Genomic DNA, 20,502 nt, shown 5'->3' with positions numbered 1-20,502 from the left:
GCTCGGCGTGCCGCGTACCGGAGCGGCGTCCCGCGGGGAGGCATCCCCCCTTGCAACGGAAGCCTGATCGATGTCGCTCATGCCACGCACCTCCCGCACCACCGCCGCCCTGCTGCTGATGACGCTCCTCGCAGCCGGCGGCCTCTCGGCTCAGGCGGGTGCCCAGGAGGCGGACCCCGCCTCCACGCCGGTCACCTGGGGGGTGCGCCCCGCCGACACCGAGCAGGGCAGCGAGCGGCCGAACTACGCGTACGCCCTCGATCCCGGCGGACGCCTCAGCGACGCCCTGATCGTCTCCAACTACGACGACGAGGAGCAGACGTTCCGCGTCTACGGCTCCGACGGCTTCATCACCGAGGCCGGCCAGCTCGACCTGCTCCCCGCCGCGGAGCCCTCGACGCAGCTGGGCAGCTGGATCGCGTTCCCCGAGCCCGAGGTCACCGTGCCCGCCGGCGAGAGCGTGCAGGTCCCGTTCGAGGTCGTCGTCCCCGACGACGTGACCCCGGGCGACTACGCCGCGGGCGTCGTGTCCTCGATCCTGGTGCAGGGCGAGACCGGAGTCTCGGTCGACCGGCGCCTGGGCTCGCGCATGTACCTCCGCGTCGGCGGCGAGCTCGCCCCGCGCCTGTCGATCGACGGCCTCGCCGTCTCGTACGAGGGCGGCTGGAACCCCTTCGCCCCCGGCTCCGCGACCGTCGACTACACCGTGACCAACGCGGGCAACACCCGCATCGCGCCGGGCGCCGAGATCAGCGTCGCCGGCCTCTTCGGCCTCGCGCCGGTGTCCGCGACCGACCCGGAGCCGCTGCCCGAGCTCCTCCCCGGAACCTCCGTCTCGCGCACCGTGACCGTCGCCGGAGTCTGGCCGCTCTTCGTCGCGACCGCCCGCGCCGCGCTCTCGGGCACCGTCGTCACCGCCGACCAGGCCGCGCAGGCCGACTCCGCCGTCGTCGTTCCCGACGTGCCGGTCGCCACCGCCGAGACCTCGGCCGCGGCCGTGCCGTGGAGCGCCGTGCTCCTCCTCGCCCTGCTCATCGGGCTCATCGTGCTGACCGTCGTCCGCCGCCGCCGCCGGGCCGCGGGGGAGCAGGCGCGCATCGACGCCGCCGTCGCCGCCGCTCTCGGCGCCCAGCCGGAGGACGCCGACCGCGCGGAGGTCCGCTCCTGACCGGGTGCGGCCGACGCGGTCCGCGGGGGATCGCGCCGGCGCGGCCCGCCGCCTCCGGGCGCGCGGCCGCCGCTCTAGCGGACCGCCCGCCCCTCGGCGCGCAGCTGCTCGAGGAAGCCGTCCACCACGGCGGGGCTGAGCAGGTGCCCGCGCAGCATCAGCGCGGCACCGCGCACGCCCCCGCTGCCGCCCAGCTCGGCGGTCACGACGTCGAGCCGCTGCGTCGCGAGGGGGAGGGAGCGCTCGTCGATCACCGAGCGCACGGCCGTCAGGATCTCCGGGCTGGCGAGGGCGACCGCGCCGCCCAGCACGATGACGGAGGGGTTCAGCAGGCTCACGCAGGTGGCCAGCACCTCGCCGAGCTGCAGTCCCGCGATCCGCGCCGCCTCGACGGCCTCGGGATCGCGCGCCTTCAGCAGGTCGATCAGCTCGCGCACCGACTGCACGTCGCGGCCCGCCCGGGCGAGCCCGGCGGCCAGAGCGGAGCCGCCCGCGACCGCCTCGAGGTCCCCCTCCTGACCTCCCGCCGCGGCCGGGGCCGTGCGCGGCACCTGGACGTGGCCGAGATCACCGGCGGAGCCGAGGGCTCCGCGCTGGAGCAGCCCGGACGAGACGATGCCCGCGCCGATGCCGGTGCCGACCTTCACGAACATCAGGTCGAGGGCGTGCGGGAAGCGCGAGGCCCGCTCGCCGAGCGCCAGCAGGTTCACGTCGTTGTCGACGAGCACCGTGGTGTCGTAGCGCCGGCGCACGAAGGCGGGGATGTCGAAGCCGTCCCAGCCGGGCATGATCGGCGGGCGCACCGGGCGGCCGCTCGCGTGCTCCACCGGGCCGGGCACGCCGACCCCGATGCCCGCGAGGGCGGAGCGGTCGACCCCGGCCGCGGCGAGGATCCCGTCGCAGACGTCGAGCGCGTGCCCGAGCACCGCCACGGGGCCCTGCGCGATGTCGAGCTCCTCGCGGCGCTCGGCGATGATGCGGCCGTCGAAGTCGGTCAGCGCGATGGTCGAGTGCGCCGCGCCCAGGTCGATGGCCAGGAGCGAGCGGACGGCCGGGTCGAAGACGAGACGCGCGGACGGACGGCCGCCGGTCGACGGAGCGCGGTCGAGGTGCGCGATCAGTCCGAGCTCGAAGAACTGCTCCAGGCGCGTCATCACCGCGGTCCGCGCGAGACCCGTCTCCTCGACCAGCTCGGCGCGGGTGCGCGGTCGACCGTCGGCGAACAGCCTCAGCATGTCGCCGGTCGCGGTACCGGCGCGCTCGGCCACGCTCAGCTCCTTCTCTCGGCCCGGAGGACGGGTTCGGGGGACAGCACACCTGAGGAAACCAGTCGACGCACGGTTGCGCAATCTCGGCGGGCCCTGCGTGCGGGTCCTGCGCAACACGGCCGGCCGGAGGCGCGACGCGCGCCCGGCCGCGGCCCCTCCCCACTCCGATCGCCCGGGTGCGCCCCGACGATCGCCGCTCAGCCAGCCCTTCCAGACAGGAGAGAACGATGACCTCGTCCGACACCACCACCACAGGCGCCCCCCGATCGAGTGGGCGCATCGGCCTCTGGCTGATCGGGGCCCGGGGCAGCGTCGCCACCACGGCCGCCGTGGGCCTGCACGCCATCGCCGCCGGAGCCGCGCCCAGCTCGGGCTGCGCCACCGCGACCCCCGCCTTCGAGGACGTCCCGCTCGCCGGGTTCGCCGACATCGTCATCGGCGGCCACGACGTCTCGCCGACCCCGCTGCTCGAGAAGGCCACGGGCCTCGCGGCCGGCGGCATGTTCCCGACCTCGGTCGTCGCCGAGGTGGCCGACCGGATCGACGCGACCGACGCCGAGATCCGCCTCGCCCCCGCCGACGCCGCGTCGCAGCAGGAGGAGATCGACCGCCGGGCCGCCGACATCGTCGCCTTCCGCGAGCGCCACGGCCTCGCCCGGGTCGTCGTGATCGACGTCGCCTCGACCGAGGTGCTGCCGGCCGACCGTCCCGAGTTCCACGACCTCGCCGCTCTGCGCGCCGCCCTGGCGCGTCCGGGCGAGCGCCTCCTGCCGCCGAGCTCGATCGCCGCCCTCTCGGCCGTCGTCGCGGGCGCGGCCTACGCCTGCTTCACTCCCTCGACCGCGCTGGCTCTGCCGGCCCTGGAGGAGTGGGCCGCCGAGGCCGGGATCCCGATCGCCGGCCAGGACGGCAAGACGGGGGAGACCCTGCTCCGCAGCGTGCTCGCGCCGATGTTCACGGCGCGCGGGATGCGCGTGCTCTCGTGGGCGGGCGCGAACCTCCTCGGCGGCGGCGACGGGCAGACCCTCGCCGACCCGGAGGCGGTGCGCTCGAAGCTCGTCTCGAAGAACCGCGGACTGCGCAGCCTCCTCGGCGACGACGTCGTCACTCCGCTCCACATCGACAACGTCCCGGACCTCGGCGACGTCAAGACCGCCTGGGACCACGTGCACGCCGAGGGCTTCCTCGGCTCGCGGATCACGGTGCAGACGATCTGGTCGGCGTACGACTCGGCCCTCGCGGCGCCGCTGATCATCGACCTCGCCCGCCTGCTGGCGCTCGCGGACGAGGCCGGCGTCTCGGGTCCCGTCGGCGAGCTCGGCTTCTTCTTCAAGGACCCGTGGGGCAGCGACGTGCACGGCTTCGCCGAGCAGACGGCCGAGCTGGTGGCCTGGTCCGCCCGCACCGGCGCCCTCGTCGCCGAGCGCCGCACCCCGGTGACGAGCGGGACGCGGAGCGATGGCTGAGCTGCGCGACTACCTCGAGCTGGTCCGCGCGAAGGCCGCGCTGACCGTGATCGGCGACACCGTCGCGGGCGGAGCGTGGGCGGGCCGCGGAGTGGGAGCGCGCACGGTCGCGCTCCCGCTGTCCTCGGCGCTGCTCTACTCGGCGGGCATGGCGCTCAACGACTACGCGGACGCCGAGCTCGACGCCCGGGAGCGGCCCGAGCGGCCGATCCCCTCGGGGCGCATCCGGCGCTCGGCGGCGCTGGGCACGGCGGCCGCGCTGACCGCGGCGGGGATCGTCGTGGCGGCCGTCGTGGACGGGCGGCGCTCGCTCGCGCTCTCGCTGCCGCTCGCGGCCGGGATCTGGTCGTACGACCTGCTCGCGAAGCCGACTCCGCTGGGCCCGGTCGTGATGGCGGCCTGCCGCGGTCTCGACGTGCTGCTCGGCGCGGGCGTCGACGGCGTGCGCGCGGCGGCCCCCGCCTCCGCCGCTGTGGCCGCGCACACGCTCGGCGTCACCGTGCTCTCGCGCGGCGAGGTGCACGGCACCACCCCGGTCGCGGCGGGTGCGGTCTCGGCCGGCACCGCGGCGATCGCGCTGTCCACCGCGGCCGGCGCTCTGGCCGAGCGCCGGGCCGCCCCCGCCGCGGTCGTCGCGGCGGGCCTCGGGCGCTGGCTCCTGCTCGTGCTCACCGCGCAGCTGCAGGCCGTGCGGACGCCGACGGCCGCGGCCGCGCGGACGGCGACCCGCGCGGGCATCACCGGGATGATCCCGCTGCAGGCCGCGCTCGCCGGTCTGAAGCGTCCCGAGCTGGGGGCGGCGCTGCTCGTGCTCGACGCGCTCGGCTCCCTCCTGCTCCGCCGCCCGCGGACGGCGGACATCACATGAGCGCCACCGGACCCGTCCTCGGCTACGGCACCAACGGCTTCGCCGACCACACCCTCGACGACGCGCTCACGGTGATCCACGCCGCGGGGTACCGCGCCGTCGCGCTCACCCTCGGGCACCCGCACCTCGATCCCTTCGCGGCCGACTGGCGCGAGCGGACGCTGGCGCTCCGGTCACGGCTCGACGAGCTGGGCCTGCGCGTGGTCGTCGAGACGGGCGCGCGGTACCTGCTCGACCCGTTCGCGAAGCACCGCCCCACGCTGGTCGACGAGGAGGCCGGCCCCCGGGTCCGCTTCCTCGAGCGCGCGATCGAGATCGCCGCGCTGCTGGGCGCCGACGCCGTCTCCCTCTGGTCGGGGGTCGTGCCGGCGGGCGCGGATGCGGCCGCGGCCTGGCGGCTGCTCGTCGAGCGGATCCGCGGCGTCGTCGCGACGGCCGAGCGCCACGGCGTGCGGCTGGCCGTCGAGCCCGAGCCGGGGATGCTGGTGGAGACGGTGGCCGACGCGCTGCTGCTGCGCCGCGAGCTCGGCGACCCGGAGTCGGTCGGGCTGACGGTCGACCTCGGCCACTGCGTCGTGGTGGAGCCGGACGGCGTGGTCGGAGCCCTCCGCAGCGCCGGGGACCTGCTGCTGAACGTGCAGGTCGACGACATGCTCCCGGAGCGGCACGAGCACCTCGAGCTCGGCACCGGATCGCTCGACCTCGCGGCCGCCTTCGCGACCCTCGCCGAGATCGGCTACCGCGGGATCGCCGCCGTCGAGCTGCCCCGGCACTCGCACGACGTGCCCCGCCTGGCCGTGGCGAGCCTCGCGGCGATGGAGGAGGCGCTCGGCGGCGCCTCCTCGCACGCCGAGCACCCGTGGACCGCGGCCGCCCGCGCCGCCGTCCTCGAGCGCCCGACGCGGATCGAGCGCTTCTTCCCCGCCGCGGGCCGCGAGGCCGGACGCGAGCCGCTCCGGCCCGCCGAGGACCCGCACGGCCTCGTCCACGGCACGCACGACGACGCGGCCCGCGCCGCCCTGGTGCAGGCCGCGGCGCAGGCGCTCGGCGACGACGACCTGGCCGCTCTCCTCCTCCGCCTCTACCGCGGCGGGGACGGCGCCGAGCGCCGCGGAGTGCTGGCCGGGCTGAACGCCCTCGGCGACCCGGGACGGGCGACGACCCTCGCCGGCCTCGAGCTGACCGCCGACGCCCTGCGCGCTAACGACACCCGGCTCGTCGCCGCGGCGATGGGCTCCTTCGCCCGCCGCCACCTCGATGCGCACGCCTGGCGGCACGGGGTGCTCAAGCTCGTCTTCCTCGGCGTCCCGCTCGCGGCGGTCGCCGGGCTGGAGGAGCGCAGCGACGCCGAGCTGCGCGCGATGGCCGGCCGCTTCGCGGACGAGCGCCGCGCGGCCGGGCGCCCGCTCCCGGACGATCTGGCGGTGCTCCTGCCGAGCTGACCGCCCCCGAACGCCGCCCCGACCGCGGGGCACCACCACCGATGAGAAAGGCGCGACGATGCGCATCTTCGACCCGCACATCCACATGACCTCCCGCACCACCGACGACTACCAGGCGATGTTCGACGCCGGCGTCCGCGCGGTCGTCGAACCCTCCTTCTGGCTCGGCCAGCCGCGCACGAACGTCGGCTCGTTCACGGACTACTTCGACGCCCTGATCGGCTGGGAGCGCTTCCGCGCCGCGCAGTTCGGCATCCGCCACCACTGCACCATCGGGCTCAACCCGAAGGAGGCGAACGACCCGCGCTGCCGGGCCGTCCTGCCCGAGCTCGACCGCTACCTCGCCAAGGACGGCGTCGTCGCGGTCGGCGAGACCGGCTACGACTCGCTCACCCCCGAGGAGGACCAGGTCTTCCGCCAGCAGCTCGAGCTCGCCGGCGAGCACGGCCTCCCCGCGATGGTGCACACCCCGCACCGCGACAAGGAGTCGGGCACCCGCCGCACCCTCGAGGTCGTCGCCGACTCGGGGCTCGAGCCTGGGCGGGTCCTCGTCGACCACCTCAACGAGGTCACCGTCGACGCGGTCCGCGACTCCGGCTGCTGGATGGGCTTCTCCATCTACCCCGACACGAAGATGGACGAGACCCGCCTGGTGACGCTGGTCGAGCGGATCGGGCTGGACCGCGTGCTGGTCAACTCCGCCGCCGACTGGGGCCGCTCCGACCCGCTCACGACCGCGAAGACCGGCCGCCTCCTCCTCGTCGCCGGCTTCAGCGCGGGCGACGTGGACCGGCTGCTCTGGCAGAACCCGGTCGAGTTCTACGGGCAGAGCGGACGCCTGGACCTCTCGCCCGTCGCGGGCTTCGACGTGCAGGAGTCGGCCGGCCGCACCTTCGAGGGCAACTCCGTGCTCCGGGGCGCGCCGCGCGTGGCGGAGGTCGTGTGATGCACCTCTCCTACTGCACCAACGTCCATCCCGCCGAGGACCTGGCCGGAGTCGTCCGCCAGCTCGACGTCTACGCCGGACCCGCGCGCGTGGCCGCCGGGCTCGCCCTGGTCGGAGTCGGCCTGTGGATCCCGCGCGACCTCGCGGCCCGCCTGGTCGCCAGCGCCGAGGACCGCGCCGTCCTCCGCGCGGCCCTGCAGCGCAACGGCCTGGAGGTGCGCACGCTCAACGCGTTCCCGTACGCCGCGTTCCACGCCGAGGTCGTGAAGCTCGACGTCTACCGCCCCGACTGGACCACGCCGGAGCGCCTGCAGTACACGATCGACTGCGCGCGGATCCTGGCCGACCTGCTGCCCGCCGGCGCCGACGGCAGCATCTCGACGCTGCCGCTGGGCTGGCGCGAGGGCTGGGGGCGGGAGCAGGACGAGGCCGCCTGCCGGAACCTCGCCCGGCTCGTCGAGGAGCTGCGCGACCTGCGCCGCTCCACCGGCCACGCGATCCGCCTGGCGATCGAGCCCGAGCCCGGCTGCATCCTCGACACCGTGGACGACGTCGTCGACTGGCTGCACCCGCGGATCGGAGTGGTCGACCCGGCGTACGTGGGCGTGTGCCTCGACACCTGCCACCTCGCCGTCTCCTTCGCCGATCCGGTCTCGGCCGTGCGCCGCATCCGCGACGCGGGCCTGCGCGTGGTCAAGGTGCAGGCCTCGGCCGCGCTCCACCTGGAGGACCCCTCGGGCCGCGCCGCGCTCACCCCGTTCGTCGAGAAGCGCTACCTGCACCAGACCCGCGAGAACGGGATCGACGGAGTGCTCCGCGTCGACGACCTGCCCGAGGCGCTGGACACGCTCCCCGGCACCGGCCCGTGGCGCGTGCACTTCCACGTGCCGCTGCACCACCGGCCGGAGGCGCCGCTCTCGGCGACCACGGCCGTCCTGGCGGAGGCGGTCTCGGCGGTCGACGCCGCCTGGCCGTACGACGAGATCCACCTCGACGTCGAGACCTACACCTGGTCGGTGCTCGCCGACGCCCCGAGCGACCTCTCGACGGGCATCGGCGCCGAGCTCGCCTGGGCGGCCGCGCACCTGCTCACGCCCGCCTCCCGAGAGGCGCTGCTGGCGCCCCTCCTCCCGCAGGCGGCGGCGCTGTGAGGCCCGTGCTGCTGCTCGACGTGGTCGGGCTGACCTCGACGGCGCTCGCCGACATGCCCCGCCTCTCGCGGCTGGCCCGAGGGGGCGGGCGCCTGCCGCTGGACACGGTCCTGCCCGCGGTCACCTGCAGCGTGCAGTCGACCATGCTCACCGGCTCGATGCCCGCGCAGCACGGGATCGTCGGCAACGGCTGGTACTTCCGCGACCTCGGCGAGGTGCACCTGTGGCGCCAGCACAACCGCCTGGTCACGGGGGAGAAGGTCTGGGAGACCGCGCGCCGGCTGAGCGGGGAGCCGTACCGCGCGGCCAACATCGGCTGGTGGTATGCGATGGGGGCGACGACCGACGTCACCGTCACTCCGCGCCCGATCTACCACGCCGACGGCCGCAAGTCGCCGGACGCGTACGTGCGCCCGCCGGCGCTGCACGACGAGCTGGTCTCGCGCTTCGGCGCCTTCCCGCTGTTCCAGTACTGGGGGCCGACCGCGTCGCTCCGCTCGACCCAGTGGATGGTCGACGCGACCCGGCATGTGCTGGCGGGCGACGGCTCCGGCCCGCCCGAGCTGACCACGGCGTACCTGCCGCACCTCGACTACGACCTCCAGCGCTTCGGACCGGACTCGCCCGAGGCGCGCCGGGCCGCGTCGGAGCTCGACGTGGTGCTCGCTCCGCTGCTCGACGACGCGGAGGCGCTGGGCGCGTCGGTGATCGTGGTCGCCGAGTACGGGATCGCCGACGCCGACACTCCGGTCGACGTGAACCGGGCGCTCCGCCGCGAGGGCCTGCTCGAGGTCTACGTGCAGGACGGCCGGGAGCAGCTGGACCCGTGGACGTCGCGCGCGTTCGCCGTCGCCGACCACCAGGTCGCCCACGTCTACGTGCAGGACGCGGCGGACCTGCCGCGGGTGCGCTCGATCCTCGAGGGGCTCGACGGCGTCGACGAGGTGCTCGACCGGGAGGCGCAGGCCCGCTACGGCCTCGACCACGAGCGCTCGGGCGAGTTCGTCGTGGTCGCCCGGCCGGGGGCGTGGTTCACCTACTACTACTGGCTCGACGACGACCGCGCGCCCGACTTCGCCCGCGGCGTCGACATCCACCGCAAGCCCGGCTACGACCCGGCCGAGCTCTTCTTCGACCCGGCCGACCCGCTGGTGAAGGCGAAGGCGGCGGGCAACCTCGCCAAGAAGGCGCTGGGGCTGCGCTACGCGATGAACCTGGTGCCGCTGGACGCGTCGCTCGTGCGCGGCACGCACGGGAGGCTGCCGTCCTCATCGGCCGACACCCCGCTCGTGCTGGCCTCGGACGCGGACCTGCTGCCGGCCGGAGCCGCGTCGCTCCCGGCCACCGCGGTGCGCGACCTGGTGCTCGCGGCGCACGGGCCGGCCCTCGCGAAGGAGGCGTCGGCGCTCGCGCGCTGAGGGAGGGGACGCCCGGCGGCCCGTGCGCGGGCCGTCGGGTGTCGGGGGCTCAGCCGGGGTCGCCGCGGTCCGACGCGAGCTCAGGCGAGCTCGCCGCGGACCGACGCGAGCTCAGGCGAGCTCGCCGCGGACCGCAGCGGGCTCAGGTCCTCGCCGCGGACCCAGCCGGGCGGCCGGGCGGCTCAGCGCGGCACGAGCCCGGTGAGCCGCGCCGTCAGCCGCTCGACGGGACCCGCACCGAGGAACCGCCACCACAGCACGGCGGCCGCGCACAGCCCGAGCACGAGGGCGAGAGCGGCGAGCGGAGTGTCGGCGGAGTAGCCGAGGCCCGCCCGCGCGAGCGCCGCGACGAGAGCCACCTGCAGCACGTAGACCGAGAGCGCGAGCGTGCCGATCGCCCGGAGCGGCACCAGCAGCCGCTGGACAGCGGTGGAGCGCGACGTGGTCAGCAGCACCACCGCGACGTAGGCCAGGAGCACGAGCCCGAGGTCGTGCAGGGTGTCCGGGAGGCTGCCGGAGGGCGACTCCACGCCGAGCAGGAGCGCGACCAGCGGCCGCACCGGGTACGCGACGACCGCGACCGCCGCGAGCACCGGCAGCAGCCGGTCGCGCTGCGCGCCGTGCCGCAGCAGCAGGGCTCCGAGGAGGAAGAAGGGGAGCAGGTTGGTCGCGCGGTAGCTCGGCCCGGTGAAGAGCCAGAGGGCGAGCGGAGAGCTGGATGCGGCGGCGGCGACCGCGGCGTTCACGGGCCCCGCGGCGAGCGCGAGCACAGCGGCCAGCGCGGCGATCGTCCGGGAGCGGACGAGCAGCAGCGGCGTGCCGAGCACGAGCACGACGCCGAGGTACTGCAGCACGATCGCGATCCAGCTGCCCCAGGTCTCGAGCCAGACGCCGAGCGCCACGAGCACCGCGCCGCGGATCGCGTTCCGCAGCAGCACCCGCCCGGGGGAGGCACCGGGCCGCGCGAGCACCAGGGCCGCCGACATCCCCATCACCAGCGCGAACAGCGGTGACGCGAGATCGTTGACGTTCCACGCCAGGAACCCGACGACCCCCGTGCGCGCGCTCGGCACGAGCGGCATCGCGTGCGCGACGAGCATGGCCGCCACCGCCACTCCGCGCAGCACATCGGGGGCGACCAGTCGGTCGTGCCGGAGTCGCGGAGCCGTCGCAGTCATTCCGCGAGAGTAGGCGCGCCCCCGCCGCCGCGCCCCGCGCGAGCGCACCTCGCGCCACCGGCCGCCCGCCCCGCCGACGTGCGCTGCTGTCCGCTCCGCTCCGCCGGCCGCGGCGCCGCCCGCTCCGCCGACGGGCGCTGCTGTCCGCTCCGCTCCGTCGGTCCGGGCCTCCGGCGGCCCGCTCCCACCCGTCGCTGACCGGCCCCGGCGCCGCCCGCTCCGCCGACGGGCGCTGCTGTCCGCTCCGCTCCGTCGGCCCGGCCTCCGGCCGCCCGCTCCGATCCGTCCTCCCGCACGGGCCGTTCGTGACGGATCGACGCCCGGCGCCCTCCGGCAGGCCCGCGCTCGCTCCGCATGCGGCGCCCAGTCGCGCCCGGCCCGCTCCGATCCGTCGCGGACGGCCCGTCCTGCGCTCCTCCGCAGGCCGTGAGCGACGGATCAGCGCCCGCCCGCGCCGCCGCCTCGCGCGGATCCCCGCCGCAATGCCCCGTCCGTGCCCTCGGCCTGCTCCGATGCGGCACGAACGGCTCCTTCCGTCCTCCCGAAGCGACCGGCCGTGACCCCTCGGCGCCCGTTCGTCCGCACGCGCGCCCGCGCCGCCGCCTCGCGCTGGGCGCAGGATGTCCCGGCCGTGCCCCCGGCCCGCTCCGATGCGTCGAGAACGGTCCCCTCCACCCGTCGGAAGCAACCGTTCGTGACCCCTCGACGCCCGCTCGTCCGCACGCGCGCCCGCGCCGCCGCCTCGCGCTCGGCGCCGCCGCGACGTCCCGGCCTCGCCGCGGCCTGCTCCGATGCGTCACGAACGGTCCCTTCCTCCCTTCCGAAGCGACCGTTCGTGACCCTTCGACGACCGTTCGTCCGTACGCGCGCCCGCGCCGCCGCCTCGCGCTCGGCACCGCCGCGACGTCCCGGCCTCGCATCGGCCTGCTCCGATGCGTCACGAACGGTCCCTTCCTCCCTCCCGAAGCGACCGTTCGTGACCCCTCGGCGCCCGCCCGCCCGCGAGCGGCCTGCACTCGGCCCGCACCGAGCACGACCGGGCATGCTGGACGGATGACCGACGCCGCCCCGTCCCCCGACCGCCCGCGCCGTGCCCGCAGCCAGCACGTGCTCACCGTGCTGCGCACCGAGCGCCTCACCGGCCACCTGGTCCGCGTGCACCTCGGCGGCGACGGGCTCGACGCGTTCCTCGCCGAGTCCGACCCCGAGCGCCTCGCCGCGACCGACCGCTACGTGAAGCTCCTGCTCCCGCCGCGCGGCTCCGACCTCCAGCCGCCCTTCGACCTCGACGCGCTCCGGGCGAGCGTCGCCCCCGAGCAGCTGCCCGTGCGCCGCACCTACACCGTCCGCTCGGTCGACCTCGAGCGGCGCTCGATCGCCGTCGACTTCGTCGTGCACGGCGACGAAGGGGTGGCGGGACCGTGGGCGCTCGCCGCGGCTCCCGGCGACCGGATCGCCCTCTCCGCGCCCGGCGGCGCCTGGTCGCCGAGCGCCGACCCCGAGGTCGTGCACCTGCTGCTCGGCGACGACTCCGCTCTGCCGGCGATCGCCTCCGCCCTCGAGGGGATGTCCGCGCACGCGCGCGGCCTGGTCCTGATCGAGGTCGACTCGGCCGCCGACGAGCTCGATCTTCCCGCTCCGGCCGGAGTGGAGGTGCGCTGGCTGCACCGCGGCGGTCTCGAGGCCGGCCGGGCGCTGGTCGTGGCCGTGCGGGCCGAGCCGAGGCCCGAGGGCGTGCTCGAGGTCTTCGCGCACGGCGAGCGCACGGCGATGAAGCAGCTGCGCACCCTCCTGCAGGACGAGTGGGGCGTGGAGCGCCGGGCGCTCTCGCTCTCGGCCTACTGGGCTCTCGGCCGCGCCGAGGACCGCTTCCAGGCCGAGAAGCGCGAGCCGGTCGGCGCCATCTTCGCCGACTGACGCGGGAGCGCACTCCGTCCGCGCACCTCCGGGAAGGGACCAGCCTCGGACCCACCTCTACTCCGGTCCCCACGACCGGACCGTCCGATGGCGGTCCGGCCCTGCGAGCCTCGCGCCCGCCGCCCCCGCCGTTGTGCGGGCTGCTCGACCGACACGATGAGGAGAGCCCCCGTGGGAGTGCTGATCTTCGGCGCCTGGCGGCGCCGGATCGAGTTCGAGGACCGGACGCTCGCGAACGTGCGGATCGCCGTGCGCGCGCGGATGGAGCAGGGGCAGCCGTTCCGCTTGACCTGGAGGACGCTGCAGGAGTCGGAGCCGCGCTCGCACGCGATCCTCGTGCAGCCGAACGCGGTGCTGGAGTACCGCTTCGATCGTCCCCGTCTGCACGCCGTGAACCGCCTCTGGCTGCGCGAGCTCCTCACCCCCGCGTCCGGCCGCGACATGGTCGTCGCCGCCGAGCCCGAGCAGGCGCCGCTCCTCGGTGACGACCGTCCGTCCCCGGTTCCCGAGGGAGGGCTCGCGGCCTAGTCGGAGCGGAGCCCCTCACTCCCGGGCGAGGCCGACCGGGAGCCCGCCCGCGAGGGCGGCGGCGGATCCGAAGAGCAGCGCCCCCACCCCGCCCGGGGCGGTGGCGACGACGGTGTTCAGCACGGCTCCGACGAGCGCGAAGCCCAGCACGTTCGGCAGCGAGAGGATCGCGTCGAGGTCGACCTGATCGCCGACGACCTGCCCGAGGAGCGTGTCGGCCTGGGTGAAGAGGTCCGAGTGCACGAGCAGCGGATGGGCGACCAGGACGGCGACGAGGCCGAGCACCGCGAGCGCGAGGCCGAGCAGGAACGAGAGCTTGACGGCCGACCAGAAGTCGACGTGCACGAGCGTGAGGCGGAGCGGAGCCTGATCGCCGGCCGGCTTCCCGGAGCCGGTCATCGGGCGTCAGCGGCGCGCTGGTCGGCGGCGACGACGTCGACGACGACGAGGGCTGAGGCGGCGGCGAGGGCGAGGGCGCGGTTCACGAGGGTCTCCTGGGGCGGGACGGGCGCCGGGAGCAGAGGCTCGGCGGCGTTCTGCCAGAGTCCCGGGCCGGAGGAGTCCGTGCGTCGTTCGGGAGTAGCGTCCGGTGCGCCTCGGGGATGACCGCGCGTCCGCTGCTCCCGCCGACAGCCCGCCACCCGCCGAGGGCCCCTCCTCTCCGGCGTGCGGTCGATGCGGATCGCCGCCTGCCGCTCGCAGGACCTCCTCCGCGCGGTGGATCCTGCCCGGACACGGAGCGCCGCGCAGGACGCCGCGGCCACCGCCCCAGCGGGACTCCCGCCGACACGGATGTTGCAGCGCCGCCGCAGCCGGACATGTACCTGTGACTCCGCGAAAGGGGAACCATGAGCATCCGCTCCCGAGACGACTTCTCCGAGCTGTACCGCGCCCACTTCGACGACCTGCTCCGCTTCGTCCGCCGCCGCGCTCCCGCCGCGACGGTCGACGACATCGTCGGCGAGACCTTCCTCGCCGCCTGGCGTCGCCGGCAGGACCTGCCGGAGAACGTGCGGCCCTGGCTGTTCGGCACCGCCCGGCACGCGATCCTCAACGCCGCCCGCGGCGAGAACCGCCGGCAGGCGCTGGCCGTGCGGATCGGGACCCTCGCCCCGGAGGAGCAGGCCGACCCGTCGGTCGGCGACCGCCTCGACCTGGCGAGCGCGTGGAAGCGGCTGCCCCTCGCCGAGCAGGAGGCTCTGGCCCTCCACGTGTGGGAGGACCTCCCGCAGGCCGAGGCGGCGCAGGTGCTCGGCTGCTCCCGGGCCGCCTACGCGATGCGGCTCAGCCGCGCGAAGCGGCGGCTGGCGGCGCTGCTCGCCCCCCTCGACTCCACCCTCCTCTCCTGGCACGGCAGAACGGACCCTCTCATGACCGACCAGCTCCTCGACCTGCTCCGCGCCCACGACGCCGAGCCCCGCACCCCCCTCACCGCTGGCGAGGCCGCACGTCGGGACGCGCTCCTCGGCGAGATCCTGGTCAGCGAGGACGCGGCCGCTCCCCGTTTCTTCCGCCCCCGCGACTGGGCCGTCGCCGGCGCGGCGACCGTGCTCCTGACCGCCGCAGCCGCAGCCGCGGTGGTCGTCGTGGTCCCGGGTCTCATCCCCGGCACCGGCTCCGTCGGGCTGAACCGCGCGGTGCTCGCCTCCTGGACCGCGATCCCCGAGCGCATCCTGCCGAGCTCCGAGCTCGGGCAGTCGGCGACGCAGTGGTGCGCGACGAACCTGCAGAGCCCCAACGGCGAGGCAGGGCCGGCGGAGGTCTCGCACCTCGACGCGCGCGGCGACGCCGCCTCGATGATCTACCGCTTCGACGACTCCCGCTACTACTGCCTCAGCGCCGGGAACGGCGCGGGGATGTGGGAGGTGGCGGACGCCGCACCGGTCGGCCCCCTCGCCGCGGACGCCGTCCAGCTCAGCTCGGCCGGAACCTTCGGAGAGGGGGACGCCGCTCTGATCTACGCGGTCGGCTTCGCGGGCGCGGACGTGGAATCGGTGGTGCTGAACGAGGCCGGTGTCGAGCCGGTCGTCGCGACCCTCGAGGGCGGCTCCTGGACCGCCTGGTGGCCCTCGTCCGACGGTCTCGCCGCCGGGCCCGCAGGCACGGTCACGATCACCACCCGGGACGGCTCGAGCCGCGAGGTCCCCGTCGACTCCCTCTACCGCCCGTGAGCGGGCCGCGGCACTCCCGTTCGGACGGGCCGGAGCAGGAGGGGACGGGTGCGCGCGTCCTGTCCACGCGCTTCACCGACGTCCACTACCTCGACGAGGGACCGGAGGACGGCACTCCGCTCGTGCTCGTGCACGGCTTCCCCGACGTCCCCGCCACCTGGGACGGCGTCCTGGAGCTGCTTCCCCCCGGGCTCCGGGTGGTGCGCCCCTTCCTCCGCACCCGCGCCTCCCGTGACGCGCTAGAGCGTCTGCGGCCGCGGACGGTCCGTGCCCACCCCGCGGACGCTCCTGCTGGAGGCCGCGAGGAGCGAGGCGACGAGGACGACCGCGGCGCAGCCGAGCAGGGTGCGGTCGAGCCCGACGAGGTCGGCGAGCGGGCCCACGAGCGCCTCCCCGAGCGGCACGGCGAGGAAGGAGCCGACCATGTCGTAGGAGTAGACCCGGGCGAGCGCCTCGCGGGGGACATGGGTCTGCAGCGACTGGTCCCAGGCGATGGCGAAGATCTCGAGCGCGACTCCGCCGAGGGCGAAGGCGAGGAGGAGGGCGGGGAGCGCCGGGACGGCTCCGAGGGCGGCGACCGGGACGGCCGTCACCGCCATGAGGGCGACGCCCGCCCCCAGCGCACGGCGGGGCCGCCAGCGCAGCGCGATCACGGCCCCGATCACCAGGCCGACGGTCTGCGCGGCGATCACGAGTCCCCATGCCGCTCGGCCGAAGGACCGGTCGGCGACGACCGGGCCGAGGACCGTGGTCGCGCCGACGAACGCGGCGTTGACGGCGGTGAACTGCGCCACGACGATCCACACCCAGCGCCGGCTCGTGAACTCCCGCCACCCCTCGCGGAGGTCGGCGAGGACGGAGGCGCCCGGGCCCGAGCGGACCGTCCGCGGCAGCCGCACACGGGAGTAGAGGACCGCGGCCAGGGCGAAGCCTGCGGCGTCGACCGCCAGCCCCCACCCGGGACCCACCAGTGCGACGAGCGCGGCCCCGCCTGAGGCGCCGACGATGCTCCCGGCGTTCAGGCCCAGGCGGAGCAGGGCGTTGGCCGGGCGGAGCTCGCCGACCGGCACCGTCTCGGGGACGAGGGCGGCCGCGGCGGGCAGGCTCATCGCCGCGACGGCGCCGTTGAGCACGCTGAGCACGACCAGGGCCGCGACGGTCGCCGTCCCCGTGATCACCGTCACGGCGACCGCGGCCTGAGTGGCTGCTGCCGCGAGCGCGGTGCCGACGAGGATCACGGAGCGGGGGAGCCGGTCGGCGAGGACGCCGCCGAGCAGCAGGACGGCGACGTTGGCGAGGGAGCGCGCGGCGACGACGAGTCCGAGGTCCGTCGGCGAGCCCGTCAGGTCCAGCACGGCGAAGGCCAGGGCGATCGGAGCGACGGCGTTGCCGAGGACGCCGGTCGTGCGGGCGGCGAGGAGCCAGCGGAAGGGGCCGTGCGCGAGAGGACCGTGCGCCAGCGGCCCGCGCCCGTCGCGGGTCACGGCCGGCGGAGCGGGAACATCGCGGTCGTCATCGACACCGGCGCGGTCCCGGGGGTCCTCGGCGGCCGGGCCGCCGCGTGCAGCAGCGCGGACGCCTCCCCGACGTGCCGCACCACCCGCCGCCAGACCTCGGGGTCGACCCAGAGCTCCGCGTCCGTCGAGAGCTGAGGACCGTCCGCCCGGCTCGACGAGCGCCGCCGGAGCTCCTCGATCAGGGCCTCGAGGTGCAGGTCCCGCTCCTCCTCCGGCCCGGCGTCCACTGACGCGGTCACGTCGAAGGGCCTTCCGGAGGCCTCGTGCCGGTACCTCTTCGCCTCGCCGCCCCGCAGGCGCACGGTCTCGACGACGGCCACGAGCCCGGCGCGCTCCAGCACGCGGAAGTGGTAGCTCGCCGTCGCCTGCGACAGCTGCAGCTCGCGGGCGGCCTCCGCGGCGCTCATCGCCGCTCCCGTCACCAGGGACAGCAGGCGGAGGCGGATCGGATGCGCGGTGGCGCGCAGCTCGTCGAGAGAGGACATGCGGCCATGGTGACCGGCGGCTCCCGCACCGTCAAACAGGGCTTTGGGGGTGGGGCGGCGCTCACCGAGCCGCTCCGGTGCACATCGGGCGGCGCTCGCCGGGCCGCTCTGACGAGCGATCCGGAGGGCCCACCGCTCTCCCCAGCGATCAGGGAGCGGGGCCCGGAGTCGTCCTCCGGGCCCCGTCGCTCAGACCTGGGCGGTGCCGCTGTCCTCGACCGGGCCGGACGCGTCCGACTCCTCGGTGATCTCGGTGTCGGTCTCGTCGGCGCGGTCGCGGAGCGCGTCGGCCATCGCGCCGGCGCCCTCGGCTCCGTGGTCGTGCTCGACCTGGTCGATCAGGCCGCCGAGCTTCTCGTCGTTGCTGGCGTCCTCGGCTCCGTCCATCACGGGGCTGTTCTGCTCGTTGTCGCTCATGGCGCTCCTCCTGGGTCGACCGGCCTCTGCGCCGGTGGTCCGACGCTACGCGCGCGGCCCGTGCGGTGCAGGTGATCGACGGGAATCGGCCAGTCCGGTATCGAGCGCTCGATGGGCGTTCCCGGTCATCCCCGAGTCGAGCGGATATCGCTTTCCACCCTCCGGAGAAGTGAGCGGATATCGCCTGTCGAATGAGCCCCTATCGCTTTCCGGCGAGGTGAACAGTTCTCTCAGAGAAGTGCCCCTCGGAGACCCTCCCTGCTATGATCGGGCGACTTCTGCACCAGGGACCGGGGGGTCGTTCTCGGCGGACGATCGATCATCCACACGCCTGTTATCTCGATCATCACCAGTGAAGGCGCGTATGGCTTCGTATCTCTTCGTCTGCTCCGGCGGCGGGCATCTCAAGGAGATGTTCGCCCTCTCGGGGCTCCTCGGAGTCGACCCGGAGGAGCAGCACTGGGCGACGGTCGACAGCGCCCTCAGCCGCACCCTCCTCGCCGACCGGCGCGTGACCCACCTCGCCGATCCGCCGCCCCGCGCCGTGGTGCCGGTGCTCCGCAATGCGATGATCGGCCGCTCCCTGCTGGCCCGCGGGTCCTTCGACGCCGTCTTCAGCACCGGAGCCAGCCCCGCCCTCTCCTTCCTGCCGCTCGCGGCCTCGCGCGGCATCCCCGCGCACTACATCGAGAGCGCCGCCCGCGTGCTCGGCCCGTCGATGACCGGTCGGATCCTCGCCCGGGTCCCCGCCGTCTCGACCTACACCCAGTACCGCTCCTGGGCCGACGACCGCTGGAGCTTCGGCGGCTCGATCTTCGACACCTACCGCGTCGAGGACGTCGTCCCGCAGCCGATCCGCCGCGCCGTGGTCTCGGTCGGCACGCAGGACGGCTACCCGTTCCCCCGCTTCTTCGCCGCGCTCGCGCCGCTGCTCGAGGGCGTGGAGGTGCTCTGGCAGACCGGAGCGAACGACGTCTCCGGGCTCGGGATCGACGGCCGCCACTCCGTGCCGCACGACGAGCTCAACGCCGCGATGAAGGCGGCCGACGTCGTCATCGCGCACGGGGGAGTGGGCACCGCGCTCAGCGCCATCGAGCAGGGCCGGGTGCCGATCCTGGTTCCGCGCCGCGCCTCGTTCGGCGAGCACGTCGACGACCACCAGGTGCAGATCGCCACCCGCCTGGCCGACTCCGGCCTCGCGGTCACCGTCGACATCGAGGGCCTCTCCCGCGAGACGCTCGAACTCGCCGCGGCGAGGCGGGTCGTCTCCGCCGATTCCGCCGTGCCCTTCGTGGTGCACGAGACGGCCGAGAAGTCCTCGGGCCTCTCCCGCCGACTCTTCCCCTCCTCCCGCTGATCCCCGCCCGAGCGACCAGACGTGATGAGAACGACATCCACGCGTCATCCGCGGCCCGTACACTCTCGAATGGGTTGGGGGGCCGGACGTCACTTCATGTGCGTCGAATTCGGAATGGTCGGCCGACTCGACACTGATGGCGAAAGCTCCGAAGGATTCTCGATATGACTGACACCCCGCGCGGCCTCTCGCGCCGCCTCCTGCTCGCCGCCTCCGCTGTCGGAGCCGCCGCGACCGCCTCCGCTCTCGTAGCGACCCCGGCGCTCGCCGCGCCGAACTACAGCGTGATCCCGAAGCTTCCGGGCGAGGTCTCGCGCCTCGACACCGCGTTCTCGAAGAACGGCAGGAAGCCTTACGAGATCATCGATGTGAAGATCGGCGGCGACTCCACCCGCCTCTTCGTCCCGCACTCGGCGAAGCCGAAATCAGGCTCCTCGGTGCCGGTCGCCTGGTTCTACCACGCCAGCGGCAGCGACTACACGTCGCTCTACTTCGCCTACAGGTACTCGGCCGATCCACTCGTCGACCTGGGCTTCGTCAGCATCTGTCCGGACTTCGGCGGTCCGAGCAACTACACCAACCCCACGGCGCTCGCCGTGCAGACGGCCGCCACGGCCTGGGTGCAGAACCTCTGGGACGTCCGCGCGAGCTTCCTCCGCTCGAACTCCGGCGGCGGAGCGATGATGTGCTGGGCCTACGCGAAGAAGATGGTGCCGAACATCTACGGGGCGTACCACGCCAGCAGCGTCTTCGACGTCGAGGACCTCGCGGCGCGCGATACCAGTCCGTCGAACCGCGTTCTCGCCGTGTACGGGGGAGACCGGGCGCTGATGCGCGCGACCAACCCCGCCCGGCTGCCGCAGGACGCGTGGAAGGGCATGCGTCTGCGCGTCAGCGCCGGCACGGCCGACAAGCTCGCTCCCGCCGAGCTCCACGGCGGACGCCTGCGTCGCCTGGCGCTCCCCGTCGCCAGGGAGGCGACGATCGCGTACCACAGCGGCGCCGAATTCGATAATGGTCACGTCGTACCGGAGTTCACCAACAAGGACTCGGTCGGGACCTTCCGCCGCTGGCTCCAGGAGGGCCCCGCCTGATCCGCGGCAGGATCGACGCGACCCCTCCTCCCCGGGGGTCGGCGCCAGGGTCGAGCAGTGGAGGAGGAGGGCACGGCATCGCAGGCGTCCCAGCCGCCGAGAGGCGGCTCG

Annotated in this window: 18 protein-coding genes; 12 read left to right on the top strand and 6 right to left on the bottom strand. The window is 75.1% G+C overall.

The annotated features are described in order from the left end of the window. Positions 1-79 precede the first annotated feature (79 nt). Positions 80-1,168, top strand: a complete 1,089-nt coding sequence (locus tag C5B98_RS13050; RefSeq protein WP_146076959.1) for a hypothetical protein — start codon at positions 80-82, stop codon at positions 1,166-1,168. A 74-nt stretch (positions 1,169-1,242) separates the two neighbouring features. On the opposite strand, the gene C5B98_RS13045 is transcribed toward C5B98_RS13050, so the two are convergent. Continuing rightward, positions 1,243-2,436, bottom strand: coding sequence for an ROK family protein (locus tag C5B98_RS13045; RefSeq protein WP_244229502.1), 1,194 nt, complete (start codon positions 2,434-2,436; stop codon positions 1,243-1,245). A 227-nt stretch (positions 2,437-2,663) separates the two neighbouring features. Here C5B98_RS13045 and C5B98_RS13040 point away from each other — a divergent pair, with 227 nt between their 5' ends. From C5B98_RS13040 to C5B98_RS13015, 6 genes are read left to right on the top strand one after another with little or no spacing between them, the layout of a single operon-like run. Next, positions 2,664-3,902, top strand: a complete 1,239-nt coding sequence (locus C5B98_RS13040) for an inositol-3-phosphate synthase (RefSeq protein WP_104327907.1) — start codon at positions 2,664-2,666, stop codon at positions 3,900-3,902. Next, positions 3,895-4,770: an SCO3242 family prenyltransferase gene (locus C5B98_RS13035; protein WP_219814446.1), complete on the top strand. Its 876-nt coding sequence runs from the start codon at positions 3,895-3,897 to the stop codon at positions 4,768-4,770. Before C5B98_RS13040 ends, C5B98_RS13035 begins: the two co-directional genes overlap by 8 nt. Further along, positions 4,767-6,212 carry an EboA domain-containing protein gene (locus C5B98_RS17330; protein ID WP_104327906.1) on the top strand — a complete coding sequence of 482 codons (1,446 nt, stop codon included), beginning with the start codon at positions 4,767-4,769 and terminating at the stop codon, positions 6,210-6,212. Before C5B98_RS13035 ends, C5B98_RS17330 begins: the two co-directional genes overlap by 4 nt. 58 nt (positions 6,213-6,270) lie before the next feature. Then, entirely contained in the window at positions 6,271-7,158 is an 888-nt protein-coding gene (locus C5B98_RS13025; RefSeq protein ID WP_104222466.1) for a TatD family hydrolase, read from the top strand. Further along, positions 7,158-8,309 (top strand): metabolite traffic protein EboE, encoded by a 1,152-nt coding sequence (eboE, locus tag C5B98_RS13020; protein WP_104222467.1) that lies wholly within the window; start codon positions 7,158-7,160, stop codon positions 8,307-8,309. The genes C5B98_RS13025 and eboE overlap by 1 nt, the downstream gene beginning before the upstream one ends. Further along, on the top strand, positions 8,306-9,727 hold the full coding sequence (locus C5B98_RS13015) for an alkaline phosphatase family protein (protein ID WP_104233534.1): 1,422 nt from the start codon (positions 8,306-8,308) through the stop codon (positions 9,725-9,727). The genes eboE and C5B98_RS13015 overlap by 4 nt, the downstream gene beginning before the upstream one ends. Positions 9,728-9,909: 182 nt before the next feature. Here C5B98_RS13015 and C5B98_RS13010 read toward each other — a convergent pair whose 3' ends face one another. Next, on the bottom strand, positions 9,910-10,905 hold the full coding sequence (locus tag C5B98_RS13010) for a DUF418 domain-containing protein (RefSeq protein ID WP_104327905.1): 996 nt from the start codon (positions 10,903-10,905) through the stop codon (positions 9,910-9,912). A 1,053-nt stretch (positions 10,906-11,958) separates the two neighbouring features. Between C5B98_RS13010 and C5B98_RS13005 the strand changes: the two genes are divergently transcribed. Beyond that, on the top strand, positions 11,959-12,822 hold the full coding sequence (locus C5B98_RS13005) for a siderophore-interacting protein (protein WP_104222470.1): 864 nt from the start codon (positions 11,959-11,961) through the stop codon (positions 12,820-12,822). A 171-nt stretch (positions 12,823-12,993) separates the two neighbouring features. After that, on the top strand, positions 12,994-13,350 hold the full coding sequence (locus C5B98_RS13000; RefSeq protein WP_104222471.1) for a hypothetical protein: 357 nt from the start codon (positions 12,994-12,996) through the stop codon (positions 13,348-13,350). A gap of 15 nt (positions 13,351-13,365) precedes the next feature. On the opposite strand, the gene C5B98_RS12995 is transcribed toward C5B98_RS13000, so the two are convergent. After that, positions 13,366-13,749 carry a DUF3566 domain-containing protein gene (locus C5B98_RS12995; RefSeq protein WP_104222472.1) on the bottom strand — a complete coding sequence of 128 codons (384 nt, stop codon included), beginning with the start codon at positions 13,747-13,749 and terminating at the stop codon, positions 13,366-13,368. 449 nt (positions 13,750-14,198) lie between these two features. On the opposite strand from C5B98_RS12995, the gene C5B98_RS17060 reads away from it, so the two are divergent. Next, a complete protein-coding gene (locus C5B98_RS17060) occupies positions 14,199-15,521 on the top strand; it encodes an RNA polymerase sigma factor (protein WP_181065542.1) in 1,323 nt (440 codons plus the stop codon). Between the two features lie 239 nt (positions 15,522-15,760). On the opposite strand, the gene C5B98_RS12985 is transcribed toward C5B98_RS17060, so the two are convergent. The 3 genes from C5B98_RS12985 to C5B98_RS12975 form a co-directional block, all read right to left on the bottom strand. Further along, positions 15,761-17,005 carry an MFS transporter gene (locus tag C5B98_RS12985; RefSeq protein ID WP_258062160.1) on the bottom strand — a complete coding sequence of 415 codons (1,245 nt, stop codon included), beginning with the start codon at positions 17,003-17,005 and terminating at the stop codon, positions 15,761-15,763. Beyond that, the gene (locus tag C5B98_RS12980) at positions 17,002-17,523 is read right to left on the bottom strand and encodes a helix-turn-helix domain-containing protein (protein ID WP_104222473.1); all 522 of its coding nucleotides are present in this window, start codon (positions 17,521-17,523) and stop codon (positions 17,002-17,004) included. Before C5B98_RS12980 ends, C5B98_RS12985 begins: the two co-directional genes overlap by 4 nt. Before the next feature lie 189 nt (positions 17,524-17,712). Next, the gene (locus C5B98_RS12975; RefSeq protein WP_104222474.1) at positions 17,713-17,940 is read right to left on the bottom strand and encodes a hypothetical protein; all 228 of its coding nucleotides are present in this window, start codon (positions 17,938-17,940) and stop codon (positions 17,713-17,715) included. 364 nt (positions 17,941-18,304) lie between these two features. Between C5B98_RS12975 and C5B98_RS12970 the strand changes: the two genes are divergently transcribed. Both C5B98_RS12970 and C5B98_RS12965 read left to right on the top strand, forming a co-directional pair. Beyond that, a complete protein-coding gene (locus C5B98_RS12970; RefSeq protein ID WP_104260670.1) occupies positions 18,305-19,297 on the top strand; it encodes a glycosyltransferase in 993 nt (330 codons plus the stop codon). Between the two features lie 164 nt (positions 19,298-19,461). After that, a complete protein-coding gene (locus tag C5B98_RS12965; RefSeq protein WP_104222476.1) occupies positions 19,462-20,391 on the top strand; it encodes a S9 family peptidase in 930 nt (309 codons plus the stop codon). Positions 20,392-20,502: the final 111 nt, after the last annotated feature.

It is taken from the genome of Rathayibacter sp. AY1A5, from assembly GCF_002930875.1.
Classification (GTDB): Bacteria; Actinomycetota; Actinomycetes; order Actinomycetales; family Microbacteriaceae; genus Rathayibacter.
This window is presented reverse-complemented; position numbering and strand designations above follow the sequence as displayed.